Source organism: Halostella pelagica, assembly GCF_004762015.1.
GTDB classification, from domain to species: domain Archaea; phylum Halobacteriota; class Halobacteria; order Halobacteriales; family Natronoarchaeaceae; genus Halostella; species Halostella pelagica.
In genome coordinates this window covers 488560-507127 of record NZ_SJES01000001.1, presented here as the reverse complement: position 1 = coordinate 507127, position 18568 = coordinate 488560, and the positions used below count along the sequence as shown (strand labels likewise).

The window sequence follows — 18568 nt, the reverse complement described above, 5'->3', positions numbered from 1 at the left end:
TTACGGGCGCTGAGATGACGGATCTCTCGTGAGTCACGCGCCGTCCAGTGCGGCGAGTCGGTTCAGCGCGTAAATCGTCCGCAGCATCTCCGCGCTCTTGCCGCGGTCGAAAACGAGTTCGTCCGTCGAAAGGACGTGATCAAGCGCGTCCCGCGACGCGTGGTTCGGCGCGGCCCCGATGCCCGCGTCGTTCTCCGCGACCCACTCCATCACGCGCAGGTCGCTCTTGCTGTCGCCCATCACCAGCGCGAACGGGGCGTCGATACCGAGGACGTCGAACGCGGTCCGGACGCCGACGACCTTGTTCAGTTCGAGGCTCCCTATCTCCGCGGCGTCGGCCTCGTAATACGCCACGTCGATCCGCTCGAACACGTCCGCGACGGCGTCGGGTATCGACTCGGAGTGCGTGTCGGGATACTCGCCTCGCTGTTCGAGCACGCTCCGTATCTCCGGGTCTTGTGCCGCGTAGTACGTCCGGGCCCATCGGGAGGCCCTGTCGTCCGTCTCGACTCCGTCGACCCGCCCGGCGACCGCCTCGCCGAGGAGGTCGAGTTCGTACACCAGTCCGTCGTCTATCACTTCGCCCGCCCGTTCGCCGCCGATCTCGAAGTTCGGCTTGAGCGTGACGTTGAACTCGTTGCCCTGGAGGTGACACCCGCGGCGGAGGTGGTCCGGTGCCTCCCGGAGGATACGCGAGCGTACTTCGTCGAACACCTCGACGATATCGTCGTCGAGGTCGTCGTACAGCAGTTGCTTCGTCTCCGCACCGTGACCGGGCGTGAACACGCCGGTCCCGGCCTCGTACACGATGCTCAGGTCGCCCGAGTGGACGATCTCCGAGCCGAGTCCCTGGATCATGAACCCCTTCACGTTCTCAAGCGTCTGTCCCGTGCAGATGACGATAGGCACGCCGTCCTCGTGGAACTCCGTCAGCAGGTGGAGCGTGTCGCGCGGGATCTCGTTGTCCGTGCTTCCGGCGGAGCGAAGCGTCTCGTCGACGTCGAGAACGAGGACGTTGACCGACCGGCCGTGTTTGGCGAGGAGGTCGAGGGCGGTAAACGCCTGGTCGCGCGTCGCGTGCGCGGCGGTCTCCGCGAACGTCTCACCGGCGGTAAACGACTCTCGGATCTCGTCTTTCCGCTCGCTGAGTTCGTCGCTCGCGTTCTGCCAGTGTTCGAGGGCGACCCGGGAGTCGACCGGCGGAAACACGTCGACGAACTCCTGATAGTCCCGGAGCGTCCCCGTGTCGAACTCGTCGTAGAGCCGATAGAGGTGGTCGTACCGTTCCATACCGTATCACGTGTCGGGACCGGCATAAACGTGGCCGGACGGAGTCGTTACCCGCGAACGCTCCCGCTCCGTCCCGGCCGTGGCGGTCAAGGTTGACTACTGTTGGTCCGCTCGGAGAGAACTGAGGTGAAACGGAACTTTCAGTATATTTACTCAGAATAGAATAAATACTTTTCACCTTCCGTGCTAACGGGTAGGTATGGACGCTGTCGTACTCAGGGAGGGCGAGCAAACCCCGACCGTCGTCGAGAAACCGAAACCAGACCCGGAGCCCGGAGAAGCGCTGGTCGAAACGCTGCGCGTCGGCGTCGACGGCACCGACCACGAGGTCATCAATGGCTTGCACGGCGGCTTTCCGGACGGCGAGGACCATCTCGTGCTCGGTCACGAGGCCGTCGGCGTCGTCGTCGATCCGAACGGGACGGACCTGACTGACGGTGATGTCGTCGTTCCCACCGTCCGGCGCACACCGGGCGAGAGCAACGAGTTCTTCGAGCGCGGCGAACCCGACATGGCCCCGAGCGGGCAGTATCGGGAACGCGGTATCGAGGGGGCTCACGGGTTCATGGCGGAGTATTTCACCAGCCCCGCCGACTGTCTCGTCACCGTCCCTGCGGCCATGGCCGACCTGGGTTTTCTGGTCGAACCGGTCAGCATCACGGAGAAAGCGCTCGAACTCGCCTACGCCTCCCGCTCCGCGTTCGACTGGAATCCGGAGTCCGCCATGGTGCTCGGCAACGGCAGCCTCGGGCTGCTGACGCTGGCGATGTTCGAACACACGGAGGGGTTCGACCGTACGTATTGTCTCGGTCGCCGCGACCGCCCGGACCCGACCATCGACATCATCGAGGAACTCGGCGCGACGTACATCGACTCCCGGCAGACCGCGGTCGCCGACGTACCGGACGCTCATGAGGGCATGGACGTCGTCTACGAGGCAACCGGCTACGCGAAGCACGCGTTTGAAACGATCCGGGCGCTCGAACCCAACGGCGTCGGAGCCCTCCTCGGCGTCCCCGACTCCTGGGAGTTCGAGATAGACGGCGGCGCGCTTCACAACGAGTTCGTCCTCCACAACAAGGCGCTCGTCGGCAGCGTCAACTCCCGCGTCGAACACTTCGAAGCGGCGGTGGAGACGCTCGAAACGCTGCCGGAGTGGCTCTTCGACGACCTCGTTACCGGCGTCTACGGCCTCGTCGAACTCGACCGCGCGTTTGACGACGACGACACGACTATAAAAACAGCGGTCGAATTCAGCACATATGAAGAACGTTGACGATCTGATAGAGAGCGCCGCCGAGTTGGCGGAGCGGGGGCTGTCGAAAGGCGAGATAGCCGACGAACTCAACGTCTCGCGCGAGACGGCGAGTTGGCTCGTAGAACGGAGCGGGACGACCACTCCGCCGGCGATGGCGTCCGCGGAACCGTCTGCCGGCAGTCCGCACGATATTCACGTCGACTGGAGCGCCATCGGCCGGGACAGCAAGCGTCTCGCGTCCGTCGGGTCGGCGATGGCCGACCTCCTCCAGAAGCGCGGGGAAGACGTGGACCTGACCATCGGCATCGAGAAAGCCGGCGCGCCGCTCGCGACGACCGTAGCCCGCGAACTCGACACTGACCTCGGAACGTACGCCCCTCGGAAACATCAGTGGGAGGAGGGCGATATCGAGGAACTGGGCGGGTCGTTCTCTCGGAACTTCGCGCAGATACGAAACCGCGAGTGTTACGTCGTCGACGACACGATCACCAGCGGGACGACGATGACCGAGACGGTCAAGGCTATCCGCGAACAGGGCGGCGAACCGGTCGCCTGTGGCGTACTCGCGGACAAGCAGGGCGTCGAGGAGATAGAAGGGGTCCCGGTGTACTCGCTCCTCCAGGTCATCCGTGTCGGCTCCGAGGACGAGTAGACGGGCCGACCGTTCCGGAGACTGCGTGACTCCGTATTATACAGCGGCGATAGGCGAGCAAATTTCGGTCCTACATCTAGAGAATGAAATAGCAGTCCATATAAGCGCCGGAGTCCTACACACACACAACCAACTGCTGTCGCGGACCTCGAACACAATCAGCTATGTCAAACCACGTTTATCGACTTCACTCGACACTGGAACTGCCGCTCGAAACAGTCCATGACCACTTCGAGGACGCTGATCTCCCGGACGGGATAGAGGACATAGAGATAACCCGGCGGAACAACACCTTGATCCTGAAAGCCGTCGCGGACGACAAGAGCATCAGCAAGTACACGCCGACGGCACAGTTGAAAGCCAGCGTAACCGAAAACAGGGTGTACGAGGAAGAACCCGAGGAGCGACGCCAGAGCGGCCCGCAGTGGGGCGAAGAGGAGGAAGAGGAGATCGAATCCGAACTCGTCGAGTACGCCGCGTTCAAGGGCGACCGCGAAACCGTCCTCCAGAACTCGACGCTCCAGTACGAGATGTTCCTGGTCCTCTGTGACATCGCCCGGCAGGCCGAGAAAGGAACGCTGACGGCTATCACCGTCGAAGAAGACGAACTTCAGGCGACCCGCATCGTCGACAGCGAGGACCGCCCGGCATCGATAGAGGTCGTCGAGGGCCCCGGAGACGGCAACAAGGGCGAAAGCGGCGTCAACTGGCGCGACAACAAGTTCATCTCGGACTGAGTTCCCGTCTCCCGCGGCTATTCTCCCGTAACGACCCGTGTGGTACCATCTCGCAAGCGATCAGCGATAAGCGTCCATCAAACTTTTACCGCTCCTAATTATATCTAATTACGAGATGGCAGAGAACTTCCCCGACTACGTTAACGTCGACTACGAGGACGGCGAGGGCGAAGACCCCGCCGACTACCCGTCGGTAAACCACAAGATCGAGAAGGCCATCGAGGTTACGAAGACAGGCCTCGAAGAGTACGAGAACCCGGTCGTGATGTGGACCGGCGGCAAGGACTCGACGCTGACGCTTTACTTCGTCAAGGAGGTTGCCGACCGCTTCGACCTCGAAGTTCCGCCGGTCGTCTTCATCGACCACTACCAGCACTTCGACGAACTCATCGACTACGTCGACCACTGGGCCGACGAGTGGGACCTGGATGTCATCTGGGCCCGCAACGAGGACATCGGCGAGTACGTCGACGAGAACGGTCTCGAACCCGGCGACGACATCCCGATCGACGAACTCTCGGAGCACAACCAGCATCACGTCCGCAACATTCTGGAGTACGAGGAGGACGAGTTCCCGTTCCTGCTCGACACCTACGTCGGCAACCACCTGCTGAAGACCGTGGCGCTGAACGACGCTATCGAAGAGCACGATGTCGACGGCATCCTCTCCGGCGTCCGCTGGGACGAACAGGAGGCCCGCGCCGACGAGACGTTCTTCTCGCCGCGCCACGACCCCGATATCTACCCGCCGCACGACCGCGTCCAGCCGATCCTCCAGTTTGCCGAACCCGACGTCTGGGAGACGTTCTGGAACTTCGTCGTACCGGACACCGTCGAGGACTACCCGGACGAGGGGTACGTCCCGCAGGGTCAGGACGACCTCCCCGAAGGGATCGAGAAGGAGGACGTTCCCGTCTCGCCGAAGTACTTCGCCGGCTTCCGCTCGCTCGGCAGCGAGATCTCGACCGACAAGTCCGCCGAGGAGCCCGCCTGGCTGCAGGACATGGAGAACACGACCGAGCGCGCCGGCCGCGCCCAGGACAAGGAGGACCTGATGGAGCGCCTGCGCGACCTCGGCTACATGTAAGACGCCCTTTTTTGACGCTCAGGTCGCCTTCGGCGACCACTCGCGCAAAAAAGCTCGGCCAAAAAACCCCGTGCGCTCTCTACGGTCGCGCCCGGTGAAACGGCGGCGAAGCCGCCGTATGCCTTCCACGGCGAACCGCACTCTCCGTTCGCGCGGACGCTTTCCTTTGGCGGCTAATCGGCGACAGCCTGCCCTCCCCCGTACGCTCACCCGCTCGCCGCTCTCGGCGAGCACGTTCGCGCTGGCCCAACCGGGGGTGAAAAACCACATCGCGAAGCGCACACCACCCCCTCGGGATCGGTGCGTCCCTACAGAACTCGTCTACTGCTCGGTTTCGCGGACGACGCCGTGGTCGACGGTCACCGTCTCCCACTCGTCGTCGGAGTGAGCGCCCTCTCGCTCCCGGGCGCTGGCGGCGACGCGGATGAACTCCGCGTTCTGCCGGGCTTTTTCGATAGTGTGGCCGCCGCAGTAGCTCAGGCCGGAGCGGATACCGGCGGCGAACTCCTCGGCGACGTCGACGAGCGGACCCTTGTACTCCGTGAGTCCCTCGACGCCCTCGTCGGCGTCCACGTCTACCTCCTTGTCCGAACGGTCCTCGTTCGCCGCGGTGGTGGCCATCCCGCGCGAGCGCTTGTACGTGCGGCCGTCGACGTCGACGACCTCGCCGGGGGCTTCCTCGGTGCCGGCGAAGAGGCTGCCCATCATCACCGAGTCCGCGCCGGCCATCAGCGCCTTCACCGCGTCGCCGGAGGAGCGGATACCGCCGTCGGCGATGATCGGGACGCCAAGGTCGTCGGCGACCGCTGCGCAGTCGTCGACTGCGGTGAGTTGCGGGACGCCGGCACCGGCGACCTTCCGCGTGGTGCAGTGCGATCCCGGTCCGATGCCGACTTTCACGCAGTCGGCACCGGCGCTGTAGAGGTCGCGGACGCCGTCCGGCGTTGCGACGTTTCCGACGACGAGATCGATGTCGCCGAACTCCTTCCGGAGACGGGAGACGACATCGAGACACGACTCCAGGTGGCCGTGAGCCACGTCGACCATCACGCAGTCGGTGCCCGCGTCGAGGACGGCTTCGGTTCGCTCCAGATAGTCTTCGTTGATCCCGATCGCCGCGCCGACCTGTTCGCCGGCGTCCGCCACGGCCCGAACTTCCGCCGCCTGTTCCTCGATACTAACGAACCGGTGGATCGTTCCGAACCCGCCGGCTCGCGAGAGGGCAATAGCCGCCTCGGACTCCGTGACGGTGTCCATCGGCGCGGACAGCAGAGGCGTTTCGAGTTCTAACTCGTCGGTGAGGGTTGTCGATATGTCCACGTCGTTTCGGGACTCGACGGGCGACCGCTGGGGCACCAGCAAGACGTCGCCGTACGAGAGTCCCGTTCGCAGGTTGTTCATACCGCCACTTGTGTATCGTACACAACGGCAAAAGCATACCGGACCGTCGGACTGCTGTAAGTCAGTTCCGGATAGCGCCGACACGGGGTCGGCGAACACCGGTACACAGTCACAACAGTCCGTATCAGTGCGTCGCGCGGTACTGTCCGTGTGCGACGCCGATGGCGAGACAGATCGCACCGAACACGACCATCGAGGGTAGCACCATCATCAACACGATCCGAGTCGTCATCATCGGTGTGACGATCAGACTTCCCACGCCAACGGCGATCAGAGCCACGAACGCGGCCGCCGTCTTGGACAGGTCGAACTCCATGTCCGTCATCTACGGGCGAGAAACACCTAATGGTTCCGAGATCAGCAGCTCACTTCGGCCTGATCAGGTCGGCGAGCGTCACTAACCCCCCGAGGATCCAGCCCAGGGGAACGGCGATGCCGAACCACATGCCGACGTAGCCCAGCCCCGACAGCGAGTATCGGGACCGAAGGAACTCGTTGATCCCGCCGACGTACAGTACGTTGTCGAGGAGCCAGATGGCGAGCGATTCGCTCTGGGGGAAGATCGTCTGTGCGAGCGTCGGGGAGTAAAGCGCCGCTACGACGGGCGGGAGGAAGACGGCGGTCATGCCGAACGGATAGCCGAGAAACACCGTCGTCTTCCGACCGCCGATCCGGGAGAACACCACGGCGAGCGCCGCCGATATGGTGGCCACGACGCCCGCTGCGCCCACGGCGAGAAAGCCGGTGCGCGAGAAGCGAAAGTGTGCAAACACCGTCAGTGCCCCCCAGATGAGAACGGAGACGGCGACGACGCCGAGAATGCCGATCCGAGTCGCAGTCCCGTCCGCCTTCCGCGCGTAGAACCGCGCCATGAACCCGAACAGCGCGAGCGGGTACAGCAAGGCGACTATCAGCACCCCTAACGCGGCCCACAGACGATAGCCGATCCAGCCAGTCGTCGTGTTCGGCGTCCACTTGCCGAGCACCGAGTGCGTGGACGTGCGCTGCCGGGGGAAAACGAGTTCCATCCAGGTCTCGTGTAACCGGCGCAGATCCACCGATATCGCGTGAAAGACACCACCTCTGGTCTTTGACCCGGTAGCCATATGCACGTAGACAGGATCGCTCGGTTTCAACTTTCCGGCCTTTGGACCTACCAGGGAGCGAAGCCGGGGTCGACCTGCCGCTCCTGTCGGTCGATCCCGTCGATAGTCTCGATGTCGTCCTCGTCGAGTTCGATCGAGAGGCTACTCCAGTTGTCGCGGATGTGGTCCTCGCTGGTGGCCTTCGGGATCGGCGTGGCTCCCTTCTCGAGCAGCCACGCGAGACTTACCTGCGCCGCGCTCGCGTTGTGTTTCTTCGCGACCGCCTGGATCTCGGGTACGTCGAACACCCGGCCGCGCGCGAGCGGCGAGTACGCCACGAGGTTCACGTCCTCCCGTTCGGCGCACGCCTGGAGGTCCTCCTGGGGAAGCAGCGGGTGCATCTCGACCTGATTGGCGAAGATAGGCGCGTCACAGACCTCTGTTGCCTCCCGGACCTGCTCGGGTAGGAAGTTGCTCACGCCGACGCGGTCGATCAGGCCGTCGTCGTACAGTTCAGCGAACGCCGCCAGCGTGTCCTCCGCGTCGTACTCCCCGGACGGCCAGTGGACGTACAGCAGGTCGAGGTAGTCGACGCCGAGACGATTCAGACTCTCGCGCGCCGTGTGGATCACGTCGTCGTACGAGAGGTTATCAGTCCAGATCTTCGTCGCAAGAAAGACGTCGTCGCGGTCGACGTCCGCCGCCGCTATCCCGTCGCCGACCTCGACCTCGTTGTCGTACGCCTGCGCGGTGTCGACGTGGCGATACCCCGTCTCCAGCGCGGTCTGGACGCTCTCGCGACACTGGTCCGGGTCGGTGTTTTGCCACGTACCCAGGCCGAGTCGCGGCATGCCATCGACGGACGGAACGCTATCCGGTGTCTGTTGCTCTTGAGACATACTGCAAGGGAGGGGCGTCACGCAAAAATGGGTTGTGAATGCGGAGAGAGACGACGGGGATGGAGAGGCGAAGTAGAACTACGAAAGGGACACGGCCTGCGGCGCTCGCGGCACAAAGGTCGTTTCTAATACTTCGGCTCAGCGCCGGTTATCTCGTACACGTCGTCCATGATCGCGTCCCGGCGGTCCCGCCACTGGTCGAACCCGTCGGGGGAACTCGGGTACTCGTTGTACACCTCTTTCAGTCGCTCTGCGCACTCGTGGACCTTGTACAGTTCGTACAGCGTCTCCCAGTGCCCGAACGTCTTCAGGATGGTCTTGAGTTTGAGGCCGAGACTCATCGACGAGGTCCCCTTACTGCCGAGCGCGTCGACGAGTTGCTGGCCCGGGAGCGAGGAGACGACGGCGACGAGTTCGTCGACTTCGTGAGCGCTTCCGAAGATGTTGTACAGGTCCATCGCGGCGAAGCGCTTCCCGAAGTCCTGCATGATGCGTTGGTTGTACTCCCAGAGGTTCGCCTCGCCCACGTCGTCTTTCTCGATAGCTTCGATCGCCTGTTGTGCGGCCCAATGTCCCGCTTTCGCCGCTCCCGGAATACCGCCGCCTGTGGTAGGGTTGACGTGGCCCGCGGCGTCGCCGACGGCGACGAACCCGGGTCCGGTTGCGGAGTCGTACGGCCGCCGTGTCGGGAGCGCAGCGCCGAGTTTATCTTCTACCTCCGCGCCGTCGAACTCCTCACGGTTCTCCAAGTCGCGTTTGAGAACGTCGACCAGTTCCATCGGTTCCTTGTTCATCTGGAAACCGAGACCGGCGTTGATCTCGGTTTCCGACCGCGGGAAGTACCAGAGATATCCGAGTTCCTCGGTCGGCTTGAAGACGATTGCGTCGTGCCACTCGACCGGGTCCTCGACGTGAACGATCTCGCGGTACGCGGAGCAAAACTGCGAGTAATCGACGTTCGTGTCGAACGTCGCGTCCTCCAGATCGGCCTTGTCCTGCAGAATAGAGAGCGCTCCCGCACCGTCGATGACGACGTTCGCCTCGTAGGTCAACGCCTCGCCTTTGCGCTTGGCGCGAACGCCCGTGACGCGCCCGTCCTCCTGTATCACGTCCTGTACGACCGTGTCGTACTCGATATCGGTTCCGATGCGGTCGGCCTCTTCCAGGAGGACTTCCCCGTAGCGGGTGCGGTCAAGAACGGCACCCGAGGCGGGCAACGGGATATCGATGTCGTCGCCGGAGTGAGGGTTCTCGAACACCGCGCGCTCGATGTTCTGGTTCTGGAACGACTCCTCCTTGAGATACTCCCGGTCGATCACGTCCGGGAACGTGTTTTTCCCCTTGATCGCATCGCCGCAGGCGATATGACCTGCCTCCTCCTCCGACTTCCGTTCTAACAGAGCGACATCTACCCCGCGGTCCGCCGCCGTCGCCGCGGCGAAGCAACCCGCGGTCCCACCACCGACGACGACGATGTCGTAGGTTTCAGTCATTATTGTCGCAGTTTCGCGTCCATCTCATAAAAAACGGGAGGGAATGAACTCCGCGGTCCAACCACACCGATAGCCGGAAGGAATATACCCGGGTACCACTCTGTCTCTGTACGATGTCGGGACCGATAGACCGGAAACGCGTCGCCGTTCTCGCGGTCGCCGTTTTGCTCGCTTCGAGCGGATGTATCGGATTCCTTCTCGGGAACGACTCGCTCGAATTCACCGCGTCGAACGCGACAGTGAGCGACGATGCCCTCGACGAAACCGGCTACTCGCTGAACGAGAGCCACGCCCTCGTGGAGAACCGAACGCTCGAAGACGCCGGCGACCGGGAAATAGTCGTCGAGAGTCACGTTAACGCCTACTCGAAGCACGAAACGATCCTCGACGACAGACGGGAAGTCGGCAGGTTCACCGCCGTCGCAGTGCCGGAAGTCGAGGTGCTCGGGCAGTCGTTCAACCCCCTCGACGACATGTCAAACGCGGACCTACTCGACGAGTTCCAGTCGCAAATGACTGATAGCTCCCGGGACGCCGACTTCTCGGTCGACGAAGAGAAGCGTCTCGACGGCGTCCTCGGCGAACAGGTGAACGTGACGCGTTTCACCGGAACGACCCGATTCAACGACAAGGAGATAGAAGTCGCGGTGTACGCCACGAAAGTCAAACACGACGGTGACTGGGTCGTCATGCTCGGCGCACACCCGACCCAGCGGCCGGAGGGAGAACAGGACATCGAGACGCTGATGCAGTCGGTCGAACACGACGGCGGCGACTGACGCGGCGTTTCTTTTATTAGTAGAGCCGTCGCTGGCGAGTGTCGAAAGCTCCGTTCTCTCGAACCGAAAAAAGTCGTTTTAGTCCGAACGGAAACGCCGTCGTTCTAGTAGAACTCCCGAACCAGGTCCATCGCGTCCTCGGGCGCGCCGTCGGGTATCTCGGACATGTTCGAGCCGATCCCGTGCAGGTCACTGTACGGCACGGAGTTTTCGTCCTTGTAGATGACTCCCTGATACTCTTTGTCGCCTTCCAGGATCTTCTCTTTGGCTGCCTCGCGGTCGTTCGGTTCGTGGTCCTCGTCGTCGAGGTCGACGATGGAATCGCGGAAGTAGTCGTAGGTGTCGACGTCGTTGAACGTCACGCAGGGGGAGTAGACGTTGACGAAGCCGAAGCCGTCGTGTTCGATGGCTTCCTTGACGATCTCGGTGTGGCGCTGGGAGTCCGACGAGAACGACTGCGCGATGAAGGTGCCGCCGGCGGCCAGCGAGAGCGCGAGCGGGTTGACCGGGGGCTGTTTCGGACCCTCGGGGGTCGTACTCGTCTCGAAGTCCTCGCGCGAGGTCGGCGAGGCCTGGCCCTTGGTGAGGCCGTAGATGCGGTTGTCCATGACGACGTAGGTCATGTCAACGTTCCGGCGGACGGCGTGGATAAAGTGGCCCGCGCCGATGGAGTAGCCGTCGCCGTCGCCGCCCGCGACCATCACTTCGAGGTTAGGGTTGGCGAGTTTGACGCCGGTGCCGACCGGGAGCGCGCGGCCGTGGACGCCGTGCAGGGCGTACGAGTGCATGTACGTGCCTATCTTCCCGGAACAGCCGATACCGGCGCAGATGAACGTGTTGTCCGGGTCGTTGCCGGTTTCGGCGAGCGCTTTCATCATGCCGTTCATCGTGCCGAAGTCCCCGCATCCGGGACACCAGGTCGGCTGCTTGTCGGATTTGAAGTCCGTGAATCGAACGTCTGAGCTCATGCTTTTATCTCCTCCGTCAGGGTTGCCGCGATATCGTCTGCCAACTCGTCCGCTTTGAAGCGGATTCCGTTGTACTTGTTCACGCGTTTCAGTCGGGTAAGGGTATCGTGCTCCAGCAGGTCGGCGAACTGACCCTGCTCGTTACACTCGACGACGATGACGTCGTCGGCGCTTTCGACCTCCTCGGAGAGGTCGGGACGCGGGAAGATGTACGGTACCGAGATGAAGCGTACGTCGATGCCGTCGTCTTCGAGGTACTCTAGGGCCTCGACCATCGCCCCTTCGTTCGACCCCCACGAGATGACGAGCGTGTCGGCGTCTTCGTCGCCGAACTCCCGGTAGTCGAACTCCTCTTCTTGCTTTGCCGTTTCGACTTTGCGGTTGCGCTTGTCGACCTGACTGACGCGCTCGTCGGTGTCCTCGGTCCGGCGGCCGAGTTCGTTGTGTTCGAGACCGGTCGACATGTGCGCGCCGCCCTCAGTGCCGGGGAACGCGCGCGGACTGACGCCGTCCGCGGCGTCGTAGTGCGGCTGGAAGCGGTCTTGTTCGTCGAGGTACTGGTCGATGTCGTCCTCGTCGACGACCTTTCCACGGTCGATTTCGACGGCGTCCATATCGAACTCCTCGGGTCGGAACGTCTGTTCCGTCACCGCGAGCGCGAGGTCAGCGACCAGATACACCGGTAGCTGGTACTTCTCGGCGAGGTTGAACGCTTCGACTGTCTTCTGGAAACACTCGGCGACGGTCGTCGGAGCGACGACGAAGCGTGGCACTTCACCGTGACCGCCGTAGAGGGCCATGTTGAGGTCGCCCTGCTCCTGCTTGGTCGGCATCCCCGTCGAGGGGCCCGAACGCATCACGTCACAGATGACCAGCGGTGTCTCGCTGGTCGCGACGAGGCCGAACGTCTCCGTCATCAGGTCGATGCCCGGACCCGAGGTTGCCGTCATCGCGCGAGCGCCGGAGCGGGCCGCACCGAGCGCCATGTTGATCGCGGAGAGTTCGTCCTCGGCCTGGACGACGTGGCCGCCGTACTTGTCGATACGACCGGTGAGATACTCCATGACGTCCGTCGCGGGCGTGATCGGGTAGCCGGAGTAGAACCGACAGCCGGCGGCGATAGCGCCCATTCCGATCGCCTCGTCGCCGTTCAGGAGGACGTAGTCCTCGTCGGTGGTGTCGAGGCTGTACTCCGGTAGGTCGTCGTAGTTCTCCTGGACGTACTCCTGACCCAGTCGAGCGGCCTGCTTGTTGTTCTCGACGAGTTTCTCGCCCTTGCTGGCGAAGCGCTTTTCGAGCGATTCGTCCAGGTTCTCGATGGGGAACGAGGCTATCTCACAGGCGGCACCCAGCGCAACGATGTTGCGCATGATCGCGCCGCCGGCGTCCTCGGCCAGCGACTTCAACGGAACGTCGACACCGGTGACACCCTCGGGGATCTCGGCGTCCCAGGAGCGTTCGCCGTCGTAGATGACGATGCTGTCGTCGTGCAGTTCGTCGAGGTTCTCGTCGATGGTCCGCTGAGTCAACGCGACCAGAATGTCGAGTCGGTCGACAACGCTCTGGACGCGGTCGGTCGACGTCCGGATCTTGTAGGCGGTGTAGCCACCGCGGATCCGTGACGCGAAGTCTTTCGATGTGAAAACGTGTCGTCCTGCTCTGGAGAGTGCCTGCGCAAAGATCTTCCCGGTGGAAGCGATGCCGTCGCCAGCCTCCCCACCTATCGCCCAGTTCAGGTCGTCGGCCATATTGACGTATGAGTAGCCGTTACCAAATCAAAAGCCTTCTGAAACACCGACCTTACACGTCGGCGAGTAAACACGGCGACAGGTGGACTGAATCCTCCGTGTCCGCGGAAAGATACCGTCGATACTGGCCCGAGCAGGCGGTTCGAACGCAGCGGTCCCTGTGGTCGAAAGGAAGGCCTTTGTCCGGCCCACCTGTACGGTCCCACATGAACGCAACGCAAGTGACGGTCCGGAACGTGCGGACCGTCGGCGACGAGACGGTCGCACTGGAACTCGAGACTCCGCCGGAGTTCGACGCGAAACCCGGTCAGTTCGTACTCCTGCGGGCGACAGTGGGCGGCGAGGACGTGTCACGTCACTACACGCTGTCGTCGGCCGACGTCGAGGAGACCTTCGAAATCACAGTCGGAGTCGACCCCGAGGGCGACCTGAGTCCGTGGCTCGCGGACCGCGAACCCGGCGACACGGTCACGGTAGAGGGGCCGTTCGGCACGGTGTTTTACGAGGACGAGGACGTCGTGTTGCTCGCCGGCGGCCCCGGCGTCGGCCCCGCAGTCGGCATGGGCGAGCGAGCACTCGCGGACGGTCACGACGTGGCCGTCGTGTATCAAGACGACAGTCCCGCGCACGAGGACCGCCTCGCGACACTCGCCGCGGGCGGCGCGACAGTCATCATCACCGACGGTGAGATCGACGACGCCGTCGCGGAGGTCGTTGACGGCGGGCAAGTGTACGTGTTCGGCTTCCGCGAGTTCGTCGACGACTCCGTGGCGGCTATCGACTCGGCCGGCGGCGACTCCGACGACGCGAAGATAGAGAACTTCGGATGAGAGCAACTGACCGAGATCACTCACGTCGACGACCGGATCCCGCAACTGCACCTCGGTGAAAGAACGTCGGGTTCTAAGTACCGCTGTTTCTTAGAAATCCTACATGTCTTTGGCGGAGCGGACCAGAGGGGCGGTCAACGGTCATTTCGCGCGCCTCCGGTCGAAGTACGGCGAATTCCGGGTAACCGGCGACACCGTCGAACTGCCGCGCGAGGAGTTCGAGGTCGCCCGCAGACGCGCCCGTAACGGGTACGTGGGCGGTGCGAGTGCGTTCGTCCACGACGACGACGACAGTCTGCTTCTGGTCCGGACCCGGGATACCGCCGACGCCTGGTGCGTTCCGGGGACGGCGATGGAAGGCGTGGAAACGCTCGAAACGGCGGCGGCCCGCGCCGTTCGCGACCACACTGCCGTCGAGTGCGCTATCAGCGATCTCTTCCAGGTGCGACGGCGACAGACGGTGGCGTCCGACGACCCCGACGGGCCGACGATACACAGTCTATGGGCGGTGTTCGATGCCGACTACGAGGCGGGAACGCCGGTCCCTGCGGACGAGTCAGTAACGGACGCCGCGTGGTGGTCACGACCGCCCGAAGCCGTCCACACGAGCGCTCAGTCTCGGATCCGGCAATGGGCCAGCGGGGCGAACCGGGTCACGCGGTGACGACAGTTCGCACCTACAGTCCGAGCGCCATCCTGAGCCTGTCGAGCAAACCCCCCTGAAGATCGAACACTGTCTCCATCTCCTCGTTCGAGAGTTCGAAATCGAACACGTCGAGATTCTCGGCCATGTGGTCGCGACTGCTCGCTTTCGGGATAGCCGCGACGCGGTCCTGCTGGAGTAGCCAGCGCAGTGCGACCTGCGAGGGCGTCTTGTCGTAGCGGTCGCCGATCTCGGCGAGCGTCTCGTCGTCTGCGACTTTTCCCTTGGCGAGTGGACTGTACGCCGTTAGCAGAACGTCGGTGTCGATACAGAACGACAGCAGGTCCGTCTGGTCGGTGTACGGGTGGTACTCGACCTGGTTCGTGAGGATCGGCGTCTCCGAGGCGTCGATGGCCGCCCGCAGTCCGTCGACAGAGAAGTTACTGACGCCAATATGGCGGACTGTCTCCGCCTCCTGTAACTCGTTCATCGCACCGATAGTCTCGGCGACTGGAGCGTAGTCGCGCGGCGCGTGGATCAACAGGAGGTCGACGTACTCCGCGTCGAGGCGGTCGAGGCTCGCCTCGAAGGACGCGTGACCGTCGTCGGGCGAGAGATTCGACGGGTCGATCTTGGTCGTGACGAACAGATCCTCACGGTCGACCGGGTGGTCGCGAATGGCCGCGCCGACCGCCGCCTCGTTGTCGTACATCTGGGCCGTGTCCAGGTGTCGGTACCCGAGGTCGAGAGCAGTCTCGACGGCGTTCCGGCACTCCTCTCCTTCCATGCGGGCCGTCCCGAGGCCGAGCACCGGTACGTCAACGCCCTGGACGGTGACGGTTTCCATCGCTCGACGTACGGGCGCGACTCCAAAGAAACCGGTCGGTCCGCGTGACCGCTGTGGCGTCCGGTCAGTGCTCGACGAACTCGACGAGGATACCGCCGGTCGATTTCGGGTGGAGGAAGGCGACGTCGTGGCCCCACGCGCCGGGGCGGGGTTCGTCGTCGATCAGGTCGACACCGCGGTCGCGCGCGGCGTCCAGCGCCGCCTCGATGTCGTCGGTTTCCAGGGCGAGGTGGTGGATCCCCGGGCCGTTCCGGTCGAGATAGCGCGCGACGGTCCCATCGTCGATCGGTTCGAGCAACTCGAAGTAGCCGTTACCCAGGTCGAGGAAGACGACCCGGAGGTCGTCGAGGTCTTCCTCGTGGACGACCGGCGCGTCGAAGAGGTCGGCGTACAGGGCCGCGAGGTCGTCGGCGTCTTCGGTGGCGAGGCCGGCGTGGTCGAACTGCATGGCTGAGCGAACGCGGAGGAACCACTAATAGGAAGCGAACAGGCGACGCTCGGGTTCTCGGCGCGACGGTGCGTCGCACTCCCGCGCTGGCCGTCGCGCGACCGGATTCATACTGACGGACGCAAATCACTGAAGAATTTCGCGGGGGCGTCCCCGCGAAATGTCTGAAACAGTTACGTCCGACATATCAGGTCACGCCGACGGGTGGCCTCGCCCTCGTACAAAAACCTGGGGTCAACCGACAGTAGCGCTTGCAACTGTTTACACATCCGACCGCATGCAACCGTGCGGTCGAGTGTGGGCAACTCGCAAGCGCTACTATAGCGTCCCGCCCGGACGATGCTCCCCGAAGACATCGCGAAGCACGTCACAGACCTCGCCGACCGTCGCGTACGCTTTCACGGCGTCGACGATGTACGGCATCACGTTTTCGTCGCCCTCGGCGGCCTCGCGGAGCGCGGCGAGTGCGGCCTCGGTCTCCTCGTCGTCCCTGTCGCTTTTGGCGGTCTCCAGTCGGTCTATCTGCCGGCGTTCGTCCTCTTCCGTGACCTCCTGAATGTCCATCTCGGGCTCCTCGTCGGTCTCGAACTCGTTGACGCCGACGATGATTCGGTCGCCTTCCTCTATCTCCTCCTGACGCTCGAACGCGGTGTCTTGGATCTGTCGCTGGACCCACTGTGATTCGACGGCGCGTAACATGCCGCCTTTCTCGTCGACGGTGTCCAGAATGTCGAACGCCTCCGATTCGAGTTCGTCGGTGAGGTTTTCGACGTAGTAGCTCCCGGCGAGTGGGTCGATGGTGTCGGCGGCCCCGGACTCGTGGGCGAGGATCTGCTGGGTGCGAAGCGCCGTGCGAACGCTCTCCTCGGTCGGGAGCGCCAGCGCCTCGTCCTTGCCGTTCGTGTGGAGGCTCTGGGTGCCGCCCAGGACGGCGGCGAGCGCCTGATAGGCGACGCGGACGACGTTGTTCTCGATCTGCTGGGCGGTGAGCGTCGACCCGGCGGTCTGGGTGTGAAACTTCAACTGCTTCGACTTGGGATCGTCCGCGTCGAAGCGCTCCTCCATGATCGTCGCCCACATCCGTCTGGCGGCCCGGAACTTCGCCGCCTCCTCGAAGATGTTGTTGTGGGCGTTGAAGAAAAAGGAGAGTTGGGGAGCGAACTCGTCGACGTCGAGGCCCGCATCGAGCGCCGCCTCGACGTACTCGATGCCGTTACCGAGGGTGAACGCGAGTTCCTGTGCGGCCGTAGACCCCGCCTCGCGGATGTGATAGCCGGAGATAGAGATGGTGTTGAAGTTCGGCGTCTCGTCGGCACAAAAGTCGAAGATGTCGGTGATGATCCGCATCGACGGCTCCGGCGGGTAGATGTAGGTGTTGCGCGCGACGTACTCCTTCAGTAAGTCGTTCTGGATGGTGCCGCGCAGTTGCTCGCGGTCGACGCCCTGCCGGTCGCCGACGGCGATGTACATCGCGAGCAACACGGACGCGGGGGCGTTGATCGTCATCGATGTCGACACCTCGTCCAGCGGGATGCCGCCGAAGACGGTTTCCATGTCGTGCAGCGTGTCGATCGCGACGCCCGACTTGCCGACCTCGCCGGCGGCCATGGCGTTGTCGGAGTCGTACCCCATCTGGGTCGGCAGGTCGAACGCCATCGAGAGACCGGTCTGGCCCTCGTCGAGCAGGTAGTTGAACCGCTCGTTCGTCTCTTCGGGCGTCCCGAAACCCGCGTACTGCCGCATCGTCCACAGGCGGCCGCGATAGCCGGTCGAGTAGACGCCGCGAGTGTATGGCTCTCGCCCCGGATACCCCAGGTCGTCGTCGTAGTCCATGTCCGCCACGTCGTCGGGCGTGTACAGCCGGCTAACCGTCTGCCCGCCCGTGTCGGTGGTGAACTGCTCCTTGCGCTCCCCGAACCGCTCGACCGTCGGGTCGACGTCGTCCGCCTCCCACTCGGCCTTCGACTCGCGGATCGCTTCGAGGTCGTCCGAGTCGAACATTATTTTAACGGAAGGTTTCCACCGACCTTAATGGTTGACGGATCGAGCGGGTCGGCGGCGGTGCCACACGTTACCGGGTGTCGGAAACTGCCACCGGTCCGTTTTTGCTCGTGGACGACCGAGTTGCGAGTATGTCGACGCCCATCCCCGACGACGACGGCGATACCGACAGGCGACGGGCGGCGCTGTACATCGCGCCCTTTCTCGCTTTGGGTATCGGGAACCTGGTTCTGATCCTTCAGTGGGGCGTCAATCCGCTGTGGGGCTTCGCTATCCTGCCGCCGATACTCTTTATCACCGTCATCGGGTGGATAGCGTTCAAGGGCGGGTTCGTCCACGACCGCGAGAACGAACTGGCCGAGTGAAAGGCCACAGTCGCACTCACTGAGCAACGGCGGAAAC

The 18568-nt window shown here is 63.5% G+C and carries 19 protein-coding genes; 8 read left to right on the top strand and 11 right to left on the bottom strand.

All coding sequences use genetic code 11. The features are described 5' to 3' along the window. Window positions 1–33: 33 nt before the first annotated feature. Complete coding sequence (locus tag EYW42_RS02525) at window positions 34–1290, bottom strand: HAD family hydrolase (protein WP_135533681.1); 1257 nt, start codon at window positions 1288–1290, stop codon at window positions 34–36. Window positions 1291–1489: 199 nt separating this feature from the next. On the opposite strand from EYW42_RS02525, the gene EYW42_RS02520 reads away from it, so the two are divergent. The 4 genes from EYW42_RS02520 to EYW42_RS02505 all read left to right on the top strand — a co-directional run bounded on the left by EYW42_RS02520 (window position 1490) and on the right by EYW42_RS02505 (window position 5024). Further along, window positions 1490–2566: a glucose 1-dehydrogenase gene (locus tag EYW42_RS02520; protein ID WP_135533680.1), complete on the top strand. Its 1077-nt coding sequence runs from the start codon at window positions 1490–1492 to the stop codon at window positions 2564–2566. Beyond that, the gene (gfcR, locus tag EYW42_RS02515) at window positions 2553–3200 is read left to right on the top strand and encodes a transcriptional regulator GfcR (protein WP_135533679.1); all 648 of its coding nucleotides are present in this window, start codon (window positions 2553–2555) and stop codon (window positions 3198–3200) included. The genes EYW42_RS02520 and gfcR overlap by 14 nt, the downstream gene beginning before the upstream one ends. Before the next feature lie 164 nt (window positions 3201–3364). Beyond that, complete coding sequence (locus EYW42_RS02510) at window positions 3365–3937, top strand: DUF7110 family protein (protein WP_135533678.1); 573 nt, start codon at window positions 3365–3367, stop codon at window positions 3935–3937. A 115-nt stretch (window positions 3938–4052) separates the two neighbouring features. Then, window positions 4053–5024 carry a phosphoadenosine phosphosulfate reductase family protein gene (locus EYW42_RS02505; protein ID WP_135533677.1) on the top strand — a complete coding sequence of 324 codons (972 nt, stop codon included), beginning with the start codon at window positions 4053–4055 and terminating at the stop codon, window positions 5022–5024. 321 nt (window positions 5025–5345) lie between these two features. On the opposite strand, the gene EYW42_RS02500 is transcribed toward EYW42_RS02505, so the two are convergent. The 5 genes from EYW42_RS02500 to EYW42_RS02480 form a co-directional block, all read right to left on the bottom strand. Next, window positions 5346–6425, bottom strand: a complete 1080-nt coding sequence (locus EYW42_RS02500) for a guanosine monophosphate reductase (protein ID WP_135533676.1) — start codon at window positions 6423–6425, stop codon at window positions 5346–5348. A gap of 124 nt (window positions 6426–6549) precedes the next feature. Next, on the bottom strand, window positions 6550–6741 hold the full coding sequence (locus EYW42_RS02495) for a DUF7333 family protein (protein ID WP_135533675.1): 192 nt from the start codon (window positions 6739–6741) through the stop codon (window positions 6550–6552). Between the two features lie 49 nt (window positions 6742–6790). Next, window positions 6791–7531 carry a hypothetical protein gene (locus tag EYW42_RS02490; RefSeq protein WP_135533674.1) on the bottom strand — a complete coding sequence of 247 codons (741 nt, stop codon included), beginning with the start codon at window positions 7529–7531 and terminating at the stop codon, window positions 6791–6793. A gap of 47 nt (window positions 7532–7578) precedes the next feature. Then, a complete protein-coding gene (locus EYW42_RS02485) occupies window positions 7579–8409 on the bottom strand; it encodes an aldo/keto reductase (protein ID WP_135533673.1) in 831 nt (276 codons plus the stop codon). 125 nt (window positions 8410–8534) lie between these two features. After that, entirely contained in the window at window positions 8535–9902 is a 1368-nt protein-coding gene (locus EYW42_RS02480; RefSeq protein ID WP_135533672.1) for a geranylgeranyl reductase family protein, read from the bottom strand. 113 nt (window positions 9903–10015) lie between these two features. Here EYW42_RS02480 and EYW42_RS02475 point away from each other — a divergent pair, with 113 nt between their 5' ends. Next, complete coding sequence (locus tag EYW42_RS02475; RefSeq protein ID WP_135533671.1) at window positions 10016–10681, top strand: DUF6517 family protein; 666 nt, start codon at window positions 10016–10018, stop codon at window positions 10679–10681. A gap of 104 nt (window positions 10682–10785) precedes the next feature. On the opposite strand, the gene EYW42_RS02470 is transcribed toward EYW42_RS02475, so the two are convergent. Both EYW42_RS02470 and EYW42_RS02465 read right to left on the bottom strand, forming a co-directional pair. Continuing rightward, window positions 10786–11649, bottom strand: a complete 864-nt coding sequence (locus EYW42_RS02470; RefSeq protein ID WP_135533670.1) for a 2-oxoacid:ferredoxin oxidoreductase subunit beta — start codon at window positions 11647–11649, stop codon at window positions 10786–10788. After that, window positions 11646–13397, bottom strand: coding sequence for a 2-oxoacid:acceptor oxidoreductase subunit alpha (locus EYW42_RS02465; protein WP_135533669.1), 1752 nt, complete (start codon window positions 13395–13397; stop codon window positions 11646–11648). Before EYW42_RS02465 ends, EYW42_RS02470 begins: the two co-directional genes overlap by 4 nt. Before the next feature lie 206 nt (window positions 13398–13603). On the opposite strand from EYW42_RS02465, the gene EYW42_RS02460 reads away from it, so the two are divergent. Both EYW42_RS02460 and EYW42_RS02455 read left to right on the top strand, forming a co-directional pair. Continuing rightward, window positions 13604–14227: a ferredoxin--NADP reductase gene (locus EYW42_RS02460; protein ID WP_135533668.1), complete on the top strand. Its 624-nt coding sequence runs from the start codon at window positions 13604–13606 to the stop codon at window positions 14225–14227. A 103-nt stretch (window positions 14228–14330) separates the two neighbouring features. Then, window positions 14331–14891 (top strand): NUDIX hydrolase, encoded by a 561-nt coding sequence (locus EYW42_RS02455; protein WP_135533667.1) that lies wholly within the window; start codon window positions 14331–14333, stop codon window positions 14889–14891. A gap of 13 nt (window positions 14892–14904) precedes the next feature. Here the strand turns inward: EYW42_RS02455 and EYW42_RS02450 are convergent, their stop codons facing one another. From EYW42_RS02450 to EYW42_RS02440, 3 genes are all read right to left on the bottom strand, one after another. Beyond that, entirely contained in the window at window positions 14905–15717 is an 813-nt protein-coding gene (locus EYW42_RS02450) for an aldo/keto reductase (protein ID WP_135533666.1), read from the bottom strand. A 64-nt stretch (window positions 15718–15781) separates the two neighbouring features. Beyond that, on the bottom strand, window positions 15782–16165 hold the full coding sequence (gene mce, locus EYW42_RS02445; protein ID WP_135533665.1) for a methylmalonyl-CoA epimerase: 384 nt from the start codon (window positions 16163–16165) through the stop codon (window positions 15782–15784). Between the two features lie 318 nt (window positions 16166–16483). Then, entirely contained in the window at window positions 16484–18166 is a 1683-nt protein-coding gene (locus EYW42_RS02440) for an acyl-CoA mutase large subunit family protein (RefSeq protein WP_135533664.1), read from the bottom strand. A gap of 131 nt (window positions 18167–18297) precedes the next feature. Here EYW42_RS02440 and EYW42_RS02435 point away from each other — a divergent pair, with 131 nt between their 5' ends. Further along, window positions 18298–18531: a hypothetical protein gene (locus EYW42_RS02435; RefSeq protein ID WP_135533663.1), complete on the top strand. Its 234-nt coding sequence runs from the start codon at window positions 18298–18300 to the stop codon at window positions 18529–18531. Window positions 18532–18568 lie beyond the last annotated feature (37 nt).

What these genes read in the sequence shown, in the direction of transcription:
- EYW42_RS02485 (WP_135533673.1), bottom strand. Translation starts at nt 8,409, where the DNA reads ATGTCTCAAGAGCAACAGACACCGGATAGCGTTCCGTCCGTCGATGGC.
- EYW42_RS02475 (WP_135533671.1), top strand. Translation starts at nt 10,016, where the DNA reads ATGTCGGGACCGATAGACCGGAAACGCGTCGCCGTTCTCGCGGTCGCC.
- gfcR (WP_135533679.1), top strand. Translation starts at nt 2,553, where the DNA reads ATGAAGAACGTTGACGATCTGATAGAGAGCGCCGCCGAGTTGGCGGAG.
- EYW42_RS02500 (WP_135533676.1), bottom strand. Translation starts at nt 6,425, where the DNA reads ATGAACAACCTGCGAACGGGACTCTCGTACGGCGACGTCTTGCTGGTG.
- EYW42_RS02520 (WP_135533680.1), top strand. Translation starts at nt 1,490, where the DNA reads ATGGACGCTGTCGTACTCAGGGAGGGCGAGCAAACCCCGACCGTCGTC.
- EYW42_RS02470 (WP_135533670.1), bottom strand. Translation starts at nt 11,649, where the DNA reads ATGAGCTCAGACGTTCGATTCACGGACTTCAAATCCGACAAGCAGCCG.
- EYW42_RS02505 (WP_135533677.1), top strand. Translation starts at nt 4,053, where the DNA reads ATGGCAGAGAACTTCCCCGACTACGTTAACGTCGACTACGAGGACGGC.
- mce (WP_135533665.1), bottom strand. Translation starts at nt 16,165, where the DNA reads ATGCAGTTCGACCACGCCGGCCTCGCCACCGAAGACGCCGACGACCTC.
- EYW42_RS02460 (WP_135533668.1), top strand. Translation starts at nt 13,604, where the DNA reads ATGAACGCAACGCAAGTGACGGTCCGGAACGTGCGGACCGTCGGCGAC.
- EYW42_RS02480 (WP_135533672.1), bottom strand. Translation starts at nt 9,902, where the DNA reads ATGACTGAAACCTACGACATCGTCGTCGTCGGTGGTGGGACCGCGGGT.
- EYW42_RS02465 (WP_135533669.1), bottom strand. Translation starts at nt 13,397, where the DNA reads ATGGCCGACGACCTGAACTGGGCGATAGGTGGGGAGGCTGGCGACGGC.
- EYW42_RS02440 (WP_135533664.1), bottom strand. Translation starts at nt 18,166, where the DNA reads ATGTTCGACTCGGACGACCTCGAAGCGATCCGCGAGTCGAAGGCCGAG.
- EYW42_RS02525 (WP_135533681.1), bottom strand. Translation starts at nt 1,290, where the DNA reads ATGGAACGGTACGACCACCTCTATCGGCTCTACGACGAGTTCGACACG.
- EYW42_RS02455 (WP_135533667.1), top strand. Translation starts at nt 14,331, where the DNA reads ATGTCTTTGGCGGAGCGGACCAGAGGGGCGGTCAACGGTCATTTCGCG.
- EYW42_RS02435 (WP_135533663.1), top strand. Translation starts at nt 18,298, where the DNA reads ATGTCGACGCCCATCCCCGACGACGACGGCGATACCGACAGGCGACGG.
- EYW42_RS02495 (WP_135533675.1), bottom strand. Translation starts at nt 6,741, where the DNA reads ATGGAGTTCGACCTGTCCAAGACGGCGGCCGCGTTCGTGGCTCTGATC.
- EYW42_RS02510 (WP_135533678.1), top strand. Translation starts at nt 3,365, where the DNA reads ATGTCAAACCACGTTTATCGACTTCACTCGACACTGGAACTGCCGCTC.
- EYW42_RS02450 (WP_135533666.1), bottom strand. Translation starts at nt 15,717, where the DNA reads ATGGAAACCGTCACCGTCCAGGGCGTTGACGTACCGGTGCTCGGCCTC.
- EYW42_RS02490 (WP_135533674.1), bottom strand. Translation starts at nt 7,531, where the DNA reads ATGGCTACCGGGTCAAAGACCAGAGGTGGTGTCTTTCACGCGATATCG.